The sequence below is a fragment of the Streptomyces sp. NPDC001231 genome (assembly GCF_042896885.1).
Taxonomy (GTDB): Bacteria; Actinomycetota; Actinomycetes; order Streptomycetales; family Streptomycetaceae; genus Streptomyces.
In genome coordinates, this window is the sequence record NZ_JBIAXS010000034.1 from 87,907 (window position 1) to 96,746 (window position 8,840).

At 68.4% G+C, this 8,840-nt stretch carries 11 protein-coding genes; 6 read left to right on the forward strand and 5 right to left on the reverse strand.

Annotated elements, in window-relative coordinates; translation table 11 throughout:
* Nucleotides 1-530: 530 nt before the first annotated feature.
* Nucleotides 531-1,811, reverse strand: a complete 1,281-nt coding sequence (locus ACFY3J_RS32580; RefSeq protein ID WP_390842325.1) for an MFS transporter — start codon at nucleotides 1,809-1,811, stop codon at nucleotides 531-533.
* Between the two features lie 611 nt (nucleotides 1,812-2,422).
* On the opposite strand from ACFY3J_RS32580, the gene ACFY3J_RS32585 reads away from it, so the two are divergent.
* Nucleotides 2,423-2,842 carry a hypothetical protein gene (locus ACFY3J_RS32585; protein WP_390842326.1) on the forward strand — a complete coding sequence of 140 codons (420 nt, stop codon included), beginning with the start codon at nucleotides 2,423-2,425 and terminating at the stop codon, nucleotides 2,840-2,842.
* A gap of 304 nt (nucleotides 2,843-3,146) precedes the next feature.
* Here ACFY3J_RS32585 and ACFY3J_RS32590 read toward each other — a convergent pair whose 3' ends face one another.
* Nucleotides 3,147-3,377, reverse strand: a complete 231-nt coding sequence (locus ACFY3J_RS32590) for a class I SAM-dependent methyltransferase (RefSeq protein ID WP_390842327.1) — start codon at nucleotides 3,375-3,377, stop codon at nucleotides 3,147-3,149.
* Nucleotides 3,378-3,604: 227 nt separating this feature from the next.
* Between ACFY3J_RS32590 and ACFY3J_RS32595 the strand changes: the two genes are divergently transcribed.
* From ACFY3J_RS32595 to ACFY3J_RS32615, 5 genes are all read left to right on the forward strand, one after another.
* Nucleotides 3,605-3,853, forward strand: coding sequence for a hypothetical protein (locus tag ACFY3J_RS32595; RefSeq protein ID WP_390842328.1), 249 nt, complete (start codon nucleotides 3,605-3,607; stop codon nucleotides 3,851-3,853).
* 633 nt (nucleotides 3,854-4,486) lie between these two features.
* Nucleotides 4,487-4,747 (forward strand): hypothetical protein, encoded by a 261-nt coding sequence (locus ACFY3J_RS32600; protein WP_384183232.1) that lies wholly within the window; start codon nucleotides 4,487-4,489, stop codon nucleotides 4,745-4,747.
* Between the two features lie 144 nt (nucleotides 4,748-4,891).
* Entirely contained in the window at nucleotides 4,892-5,227 is a 336-nt protein-coding gene (locus ACFY3J_RS32605; protein WP_390842329.1) for a hypothetical protein, read from the forward strand.
* On the forward strand, nucleotides 5,224-5,601 hold the full coding sequence (locus tag ACFY3J_RS32610; protein WP_390842330.1) for a hypothetical protein: 378 nt from the start codon (nucleotides 5,224-5,226) through the stop codon (nucleotides 5,599-5,601). The genes ACFY3J_RS32605 and ACFY3J_RS32610 overlap by 4 nt, the downstream gene beginning before the upstream one ends.
* A 67-nt stretch (nucleotides 5,602-5,668) precedes the next feature.
* Complete coding sequence (locus ACFY3J_RS32615) at nucleotides 5,669-6,052, forward strand: hypothetical protein (protein WP_384183225.1); 384 nt, start codon at nucleotides 5,669-5,671, stop codon at nucleotides 6,050-6,052.
* A gap of 299 nt (nucleotides 6,053-6,351) precedes the next feature.
* Here the strand turns inward: ACFY3J_RS32615 and ACFY3J_RS32620 are convergent, their stop codons facing one another.
* From ACFY3J_RS32620 to ACFY3J_RS32630, 3 genes are all read right to left on the reverse strand, one after another.
* Nucleotides 6,352-6,576 (reverse strand): hypothetical protein, encoded by a 225-nt coding sequence (locus ACFY3J_RS32620; protein ID WP_384183222.1) that lies wholly within the window; start codon nucleotides 6,574-6,576, stop codon nucleotides 6,352-6,354.
* A 76-nt stretch (nucleotides 6,577-6,652) separates the two neighbouring features.
* Nucleotides 6,653-7,681: a S66 peptidase family protein gene (locus tag ACFY3J_RS32625; protein WP_390842331.1), complete on the reverse strand. Its 1,029-nt coding sequence runs from the start codon at nucleotides 7,679-7,681 to the stop codon at nucleotides 6,653-6,655.
* Nucleotides 7,682-7,866: 185 nt separating this feature from the next.
* The gene (locus ACFY3J_RS32630; protein ID WP_384183217.1) at nucleotides 7,867-8,271 is read right to left on the reverse strand and encodes a hypothetical protein; all 405 of its coding nucleotides are present in this window, start codon (nucleotides 8,269-8,271) and stop codon (nucleotides 7,867-7,869) included.
* Between the last annotated feature and the right edge of the window lie 569 nt (nucleotides 8,272-8,840).

An 8,840-nucleotide genomic window follows, 5' to 3' on the forward strand; every position in this document is an offset into this window, starting at 1 on the left:
TGCCCAGCGGTTGGACTCACCTCGCCGGGGGGAATCACAGGGGCTGAGCTGGGCCCACTCCGGCCGTCCGGGGACGGTCGGCAGCAACCACGCCGGCTGCTCGTCCCCCACCTCACCGCGCTGACAACGAACTTGCAGCGGCTAACACAATGAGGTGCCGGGGACCCAACGCCTACAGGCACGGCTGCGGCTGGAGCACCTGCCGCCTGGGCCACTGACCGGCATCGGTCAGAGGCCGGATCCGCGCGACAGGGCGGCGTGGACCGGATGGTGGTCCGAGCCTGGCTCGGGCAGTAGTCGCAGGGCTCAAGTGGTAGCGCAATGCTGTGACGGTTTGTGTGCTCGGGGTCGTGGTCGGGCGGTGCGCAGCCGCTGCGCGAAGGGTGGTGAGCAGCGGCTGCACGGGCATGTATAGCTGGGCTTGGCTCCGGACGACAGGGCTGCCGGGGTCCTGGACGGGCCGCTGTAGAGGCCGGAATGGACCGGCGTGCTTGTCGTCGAACTGGCGCTTCGATGGCTGAATGGACGGCTCAGGTTTCGTTGCGGGGTGGCGGTGTCCTGGCTCGGAGGGCGGGGTCGTTGCGTAGTCGTAGGAAGGTGACGAGCAGGGTGAGTGCCTGCAGCAGGGCGCATGCTCCGATGAGGCTGTTCAGGTGTGGCGGCGGGGTGAGGGCGAGCAGGATGCCTGCGATGGGGAAGGGCAGCAGCAGGAGCAGGATGGTCAGGGAGAGGGTCGTGCCGAAGGCCGCGGGTGGGATGACCTGCGAGCGGAGGGTGCGCAGGACGATGGTGAGTCCTCCGTCGGCGGCCATGAAGAGGGCGATGAGGGTGACGTAGCCGGTGTAGGAGGGGGCCTGGGGCACGGCGAGGCAGGCGGCGGCCGCGATGGTTGCGCTGATGACGCCGACCCCCCACAGGCCGAGCCGGTCGAGGCCGGCGCGGCAGCAGGCGACCGCGACCAAGGTGGCGGCCGCGGCGATGGACCAGAGCGCGCCGGCGGCGGCCGCGGAGTGGCCGAAGCGGTCCTCCACGAGGATGGGGCTGGCCGATTGCAGCAGCCCGAGTGTGAGGTTGGAGCAGGCCAGTCCGGCCACGAGCCGTCGCAGGGAGGGCAGGGAGCGCAGGGTCTGCCATCCTTCCCGCAGGCCGCCGCCCGGCGCCGGTCCGCCACGGCGTGCGGTGCGCAGGGGAGTGGGCGGGGTCTGCAGGGCGAGTGCGGCGGAGGCGAAGGACAGCACGCTCAGGCACGCGAGCATGCGTGTCGGGCCGGTGAGCAGCAGGACGCCGCCCAGCGCGGGGCCTATGAGGGTGGCCGTCTGGTCGATGCCGATCAGGACCGACTGCACTTTGTGGGACTGCCCTCGAGTTTGCCGGCTCACGACGGCGCCGACCGCCTCGTTGGCGATGAAGCTGAACTGTGTCAGCGCACCGGTCGCGGCGGCCAGTGCCATGACGGTGACGGTCTCGGCCGTGCCCGGCGGCAGGACGACCAGCACGGCAGCGGCGCCCGCCACCAGCAGGGCGCGGGTCAGTGAGGCGATGAAGCAGACGATCGCCGCGCCGCTGCGGTCCACCAGGGTGCCGGCGAAGCCGAACGCGGCCACCCGGGGTATCCACTCCAGTGCGAAGGCCAGGCCCGTCAGGGACGCGGAGCCGGTGGTGGCCAGCACGACGAGCGGCATGGCATAGGTCGACATGGAGTAGGCGAGCGCGTCGCACGCGCGGGGTGCGTAGACCCGCCGGAACAGGCTGCCTGCGGGGAGGGCAGCATGCCGGCCGGCCGGCTGGACCTCATGTAAGGAGACGGTCACGAAGTGGGGGTCTTTCTTGAGCGGGGGAGGTGGACGGCCAAGGTGTTGACGGCCGCTCACGCCAAGGAGAGCGCCACATTCGCCGAAGCCATGGGCATGACATAACGCTGCACGTGAACTCCACTCGAAACGCTGCGAGGTGAACAGGGGGGCGGGCCCGCCACGGGGATGAAAGGGCCCGCCCCTGTCTTGGTGCCGCCCGCGCACCTCCCCCGGACTGCAGACGGCGTGACCCGCTCAGGGGTCACTGTGTTCAGCGCGTTCCAGGTCCTGAGTGTCACAGGCGGCGGCCCGACCTTACAAGATCACCAATCTTTTGAACTCGAGTCGCCGTGTGTCTGGTGCTCGCGGGTGATCGGCTGGATGTGTGACGCCAGGGACCCTCGGTGCGCTGTAAGCGTGGGACCTACCTCCCGCGCATGCCTGCTCCCCCCAGGGCGGGCTCCTGCGCCGCAGGGGCAGGCCGATGTCGCAGACCGCATCACCCAACCCTGGGCCGCCCGAGCGGAACAGAGAGGCCGAAGTACGATTTCCGTTCGATTGACCGTACGGCTCTGGAAGGACGGGCTTTGAGCGCCCAACTAAGAGACACCGCAGCGCAGTTGGCAGGCATGCTCTGGCGTCAGCACACCGTGTACCGGGACCGGGCCGGGGGTGTGGTCATCCGGGGAGAGCATGTGCAGCGCTGGATCAGTCTCGCCCCCTCGGGTCGCAAGGACGAAGTCCTGCTCCGTGCGGGCCGTATCCTCGACGGCGGCACCACCGCTCCGGCGCGTTCGGAGACGGTCGTCCCGCTCGGTGCCGGCACCGGCGAACTCGCCACGGCCTGCCGCCGCTTGCTCGCCGAGACCGCCGCCGACGCCGCACCGCCCGCCCCAGCGGCTCCCGGCCGCACCAAGCGGTCCGAGAAGCCGAAACGGCCCGGGCGGAAAGGGAAACGGATGAGCCTCGCCTCCTGGACGATCCTCGTCTGCGTGGTCGGCGTCGTCGCCCTGTACGCCTACAGCACTGCGACGACAGGCACGCGCTGAGGAAAGCCCGCAGACCCTGTGGGGCTCGAAAGGCCGTCGCTGCTATTCAGGCCGCGTAACGCCACGCCGCCCCAGAGACGGCCGACAACCGCGTTATTGGGCTCCACGCCTGTTCGGCGGCTGCCCAGGCCATCGCCAAGGCGAAGCCGAGGTCATCGAACCGGGCCCCGGGAAAGACACTCCGCAGAACTCGCGGAACCGTTCGCGCGACAGGTAGCGGTCGCTGAGCAGATGGGCCAGCCACGGTCGGCTGTGCCAGAAGCGCAGCGGGAACCACGCGTCACGAAGCCCCACGCGTCGGATCTCACCGGGGGAAGCTCCACAGCGCAGGCCAAGGCCAGGTATATGCCTTACGCGGCGGCGTCGGGTACAGATCACACACGTTGTCGATCAGCGCGACGGTGCCGCCAGGTCGCACGAGGCTCTTCAAGTGCTCCAAACCTGCGCGGTAGTCCTCCAGGTGGTGCAGCATCGTGTGGCTGTAGACCAGGTCGACGCCGCCTTCGTCTTCCAGGTCGAACAGATCCTCCACCACCTAGCGCACGTTGGGCCGTGCCCTCTTGTCTTTGGCGATCTCGAACAGGGGGGCGCTCAGGTCCAGGCCGATGATTTCCTCTCACCGGGACCGTTGACGGGACGATGCCCCGCCGCCTGCCACAGGGCCGGCCGGGCATCGCCGTTGCCGGGCACGCATGCCCGGGCTGCCTCGCTCGGCAGGTCGTCCCACTTGCGGCCGTCGCGATGCGCTTCGCCGGGCCGGCCATGCTGCCGATCACCTTCGGCGAGGTCGTGGGCGCGGAATCGATCGATGAGCTTGTGGCGCCGTTGTCCGCCACCATCGTGGGCGGCGCGGGTGGTTGTTACTCACTTTCGGGTGCCGGCTGTGTGGCGGGATGGGGTCGCGAAGCAGTGTTCGTGGTGGTGGTGCAGCCTGATAGGGCATCAAAGCGCGGATTTCGCATATTGATGGAGCATGCAGGTAAGAGTCGCAGAATTATGGGTGATCTGTAACATCGCTCGTGTATTGCGCGTACTTGCCGTGTCGGCGGGGAGGGTGTGGTGCGCGGCCAGCCGGCCGTCACCGCCTTCGCGTAAGCCCTGCTCACGGCCTGCGGCCGCGGAGGGTTGCGCCCACGTCCTGCAGGGGGAGCCTGTGTGTGTTTCCGCTTTCGTGCCCGATACCCGTAGAACGCCGACTGCGTGTACGGGCATGCAAGAGGCAACGCGTCGGCGCGGTGACCCCTAGGGCAGGGTGCTCCGCCGACGATCGTCGGCCACTGGGACCTGGCGTTGACTGACGAGGCGAGGGGCCTGCACGGGGGACGCCTCTGGAAGCGTCGGCGTCGCCTCAATCGTGCCCCTCTGGCGACGCCTGGGTTCTTTGCTACCGGTTCACTTTTCAGCCGTCGCCAGCTGGTGGATGCCTACTGTCGATCACGACCCGCGCGAGGACCAGGCGGAAGCGGGTTGTCCCTGGTGTCGATCACTGCAACGGGCCGAAGAGACGGCTGTCGGCAGTCGGCCAAGTGATCCGCCCGCCGCGCCAGGAGGCCAGGGCCGGTAGCGAACCAAGCACACACAGCGCACACGCCCCTTGGGGACGCGAGGTGTGCGAACGAAGCACACGCAGAACGGAGCAAGATCATGCAGACCATCACCGCATCAACCGATCGAGCGTGGGAGCATGCCCCGGCGGATGACTTCCTGCTGGCTCCGCCCAATCCCGTAGATCGCCTTGCCTGCCGCATCGATCCTCGCGACCTGAGGCGCCTGAACCTGTACGCAGTGCTGACCGCGGCGGGGATCGCCCCCTGGCCAGGAGATCGGGAAGCGATCGAGGAGCTCAGTGCATTGCCCGACAGCGTGCACGAAGCCCTGCACCACTGGCTCAGCTCCGGCAGGTGACGCGCTTTGACGCCGGGGGCATGGCAGGTCGGCGTCGAGGCGGTGCAGCCGCGTAAGCCGTGCCGGAGGCTTGCATAGCTGCGAGACAGGCCGTCAGGGTCCCGCCTGCAGGGGGGAGATGACGGGTGCTGGAGGCAGCGCCCGGTGTCGCAGAGCATCGGGGCGGCCTTCACCGCCGTCGCGTTCGGTGCCGGGTTCACCCTCGCCGCTGACCAGAGCGGCAGCGTGGACCCGGACAACATCGTCGTCGAGCACTCGGTCGGTCCCCGCCACGGCACCGGGAACCAGTCCATGACCGGGGACCCGTTGCCCGGCGTGTGCACCGGCTGTTCCGCGACCATGGGGAATGAGGCCGCCATGCGGGAGGAGGCGCTCTCGACCGCTTGCCGGTTCATCTGTGACAGCCGGGCCAAGGACGCCGAAGCCGCGGTCCAGGTGCTACGGGACGCCACCCGTGTTCTGGAACGGGGCCGCCGGTGAACACCCCCCGCCGGGTCACCCCGCGCCGCCTCGGCGCCGCCGCCGCGATCTACGGCGTGTTCGTTGCGGGCTGGTACCTGGGTCAGCCCGTCACCCCTGAATGCCACGTCGACCAGGCCGCCCTCGACCGGATCGCCGAGGAGTACGAAATCGGACCATCCCCCACACCCACTCCGGCGCCGACGGTGTACCCGTCACGGTACGACTCGATGTCCCCCCTCCCGCTCGACCCGACGCCGGACCCGGCCTGCAACCCGCGTGGGGGCGCCGACGCCAGACCGACTCAGACCTTCGCCTCCTGCACCGTCGCCTGCACCAACGACACGACCGAACGCCCCCGCATTCGAGAGTGGTTCGAGGGCCACTGGTGGTAGAGAGGTGGTGTGGCCTGGTGTGTCCGCCGACGCGGGCGCCGGCCTCGTCTCGTGCGACACTCCCCGGATGCCTGCCTGGATAACCCTGCGCCGCCTCGGCGCCGCCACCACTCTGTACGCCGTGTTCCTGGCCGGGTGGTGGCTGGGCCAGCCCGTGCGCTCCGACGGCTGCCTCGAAGACCGGCTCACCGCCGGGGCGGACGGTCGTCCCACACCCGTAGAACCGGCCGAGCCCAACCGGTACCTCGAGAACCTCAACCTCGACTTCGGTCTCCTCGACTGGGCCGACGACATGGACGGCTACCGCGACGGCGAATACGGCCCCAGCGACTACGGGTACGACCTGCAGGGCGGGCCCGAAACGTACGTCACGTCCGGCGCTGTCTACGCTCCTTGCTCCTACAAGAAGCGCGCCCGCCTGCTCGCATGGATCAACGGCGACTGGGGCTGACTACACCTGTGCCCGCCTCACGGGCACGGCCAGACCACGGGGACGGAAATAGGACAGCTTCCCGGAGCGCCGGTTTCAGGAGGTATCACGGCGTGACGAGTCGCAGGCCACGGCCATTCGCACGATGACGCGACCTCAACCGGCTACGCGTAGGAGGTTTCGCGGTTTCAGGCGCGAGGAGCGGGCAGCGCAGGCGCCGCACCCGCGGTGAGGGAGTCCCGCCCCGCGGCCGGCTCCGGCCCTGCCGCTCCCCGCTGTAAAGGGGGCGGATTCGATGGGGCGTCATGCCGGTAGCCGCGTCAGCCGGACCAAGCTGGACGCAGCCTCAGCCCGGTCGGCAAGAGCGACCTGCTCGGCTGAACCAGGCCCGACGGTGCCGCGCCGGTCGAACCAGAGAAGTCGACCGTGGCGCCGTTGTACGTTGCCGCGCGGAAGTCGACGTTGGCGCCGGAGGATCCCGCCATGGCGAAGTTCACGACACCACCGGAGAAGGCCGCTTCGCCGAAACGGACGCCACCGTCCATCGGCTGAACGAAAGTGCGTGGAGGGGAAAACGTCGGAATCGCACTTCCCTGACCACCGGACGCCTGGCCTGGCACGTCAGTCCAACGTCTGCGTCAGTTCGCTCCGGTTCGGTGAGTGAACGATGTGGCCGTGGGCTCCGTTGACGATCGGCATGTAAGGCGGGACGTGGCCGCACTCGATGTCAGCGATGATCGGCATGTTCAGGGAGCCGAGAGCATCCAGGACGGCTTCATGCTGGCTGAGAGAGCTGTGGTCCGGTGCGCTGGTCCGGCCGACGAGAATCGCGTTCGCGCGGTCGAAGAATCCGGCGAGCCTCATGCCGTGCAGGTTTCGGCAGATGGTGAAGGCGTCCTGTTCGGCTGCCTCTACGTACACGAGGAGCCCCTCCGGGGACTCGTTGCGGGCGAAAGTCGTGACATCGAGGTAGGGCGTCCCCGCGAGATTGCACAGCGTCTCGATGCAGCCGCCGATCAGCCTGCCCTCAGCCTCCACGTCGCCACCGTCGTCGAGCCGGGTCCAAGTGCCCTGCGAATCGAGCGTGTACTCGCGGATGTCAGGGAAGGTGGCGAAGTCGTCGAAGCGCGTGGCCCGGTGGCGGCCAGGCGGCGTCTGTGTGAACCGGTGGCCTGAGGGCGCGGCGACGATGTCGAGCCACGACAGCAGTCCCTCGGGCACGTGGTAGGGCGTGTCCATGAGGTTGTTGCCGTGAAGAGTTGCCGTTCCGGTGAGCAGCGTCAGCGGCGTGATGAGGGTCGAGACGTCGGAGAACCCCACGAGCCAAGTCGGCTCCGCCTCGCGCAGCCGGTCCCAGTCGAGCAGTGGGATCAGGTCGATCGCGGTCTCTCCGCCCCGTGGCGGCACGACGGCCCGGATGGTGGGATCAGTCAGCATCGACGTCAGTTCGCTTGCGCGGTCGGCGGCTGAGGCGCTGACGTGTCCGGATCCGCCCATACACTGCCCGACGACGACCTCGTACCCGCGCTCCTGCACGTCACGGACGGCGACATTTAGCCGCTCAAGCAGTTCCTTCGCGACTCCGCTCGACGGAGCGGAAACACCAACACGGTCACCGGGACGCAGGGGGCGCGGGTATCGAACTGGCATGCGCCGGATCCGGGCACAGCTTCGTGCCCGGACGACAGCGAGTTTTCAGCTTCAAGGACACCTGGTCAGTCCCTGACGGGTGACGCCATTTCTCGTGAACATCCGCGACCTCTGCTGTTTGACTTCGTGGAGTGCTCGTGCTTTCGGCCAGGGGGCTCGGGCGCCTGGTTGCGGGCGTCTGTCGGTCACGAGCAGTCGAACCAGTGCCCGATGGGGCGATCAGGGCAGGTGCGGCATTCGAAGATGTAGACGCCGCCAGCGTCGCCGAGGCACAAACCCGCGGGGTTGTCTGCGGCTTCGGTCCAACCGCTGTCGGTCCGGTCCTCTACCGGCAGCCACGTACGCCAGGACTCGCCGTCGAACTCCCAGCTCGCGATGGTAAGAAGGTGTTCCATGCACCCCCCGCACGTTTCGCAGTCAGGCCAGCAGGGCTCTTGTGTCCAGCCGGGGTAGCCGCCCAGCTTGATCCCGGGCGCGTCGGCCAGGTGATACCGGTAATACAGGCCGGTCGTGGCGTGCAGATCCTCGAAGCGGGCCGCCAGTGCGTCACGCATCTCCCAGGAAAGGTCGCTACTGGGGTACTCGGTCACTTGCTCCGGATGGACCACACACGGGTCCGGATACCAGTCCTCCGGAAGCCCTGCCACGGGGGCAGGAGTAGGCAATATGTCTGCGATGGCTGCAGAGTTCCTCCAGTGCACTTGCGGCAGGGGGTAGCAGTACTCGCCGTGCGCGTAGGGACACCACAGCACCTGAAGCAGGTCCGTTCCCTCGGGGAATGGGACGCCGGGTACGTCGCCCTGGTGGACCTGGACGACGGGGACCATAGGCACGGCAGGCTGGAGCTCGCTCACTGTGTCCGTGTCGTAGTGCTCATCTGCACAAACCGGCCACGGCTCGGCCACAGGCCACAGCAGCGGTCCTCCAACGGAACTGTCGCGGCAGGAAGGGGAGCCTGCGCGCGGGTGCAGGCGGACGGATTCACGGCGGAAGGGGATCAGCTCAGGGAAGAGCTTCTCCACGTCCACCGGGCGGGCAGGGGTATGACGGGTCATGCACCGGACTCTAGTAGGGCTTGGTCAGGTCCGTATTGGTGCTGGTATGTCGCGGTGGCAGGTCGGACAGGTGCCGGTCCAGACCGCGAGTAGTGTCTGTAGCT

Coding starts and splice junctions, on each gene's coding strand:
- ACFY3J_RS32585 (WP_390842326.1), top strand. CDS start 2,423: ATGCTCTGGCGTCAGCACACCGTGTACCGGGACCGGGCCGGGGGTGTG.
- ACFY3J_RS32595 (WP_390842328.1), top strand. CDS start 3,605: ATGCTGCCGATCACCTTCGGCGAGGTCGTGGGCGCGGAATCGATCGAT.
- ACFY3J_RS32600 (WP_384183232.1), top strand. CDS start 4,487: ATGCAGACCATCACCGCATCAACCGATCGAGCGTGGGAGCATGCCCCG.
- ACFY3J_RS32615 (WP_384183225.1), top strand. CDS start 5,669: ATGCCTGCCTGGATAACCCTGCGCCGCCTCGGCGCCGCCACCACTCTG.
- ACFY3J_RS32620 (WP_384183222.1), bottom strand. CDS start 6,576: ATGGACGGTGGCGTCCGTTTCGGCGAAGCGGCCTTCTCCGGTGGTGTC.
- ACFY3J_RS32625 (WP_390842331.1), bottom strand. CDS start 7,681: ATGCCAGTTCGATACCCGCGCCCCCTGCGTCCCGGTGACCGTGTTGGT.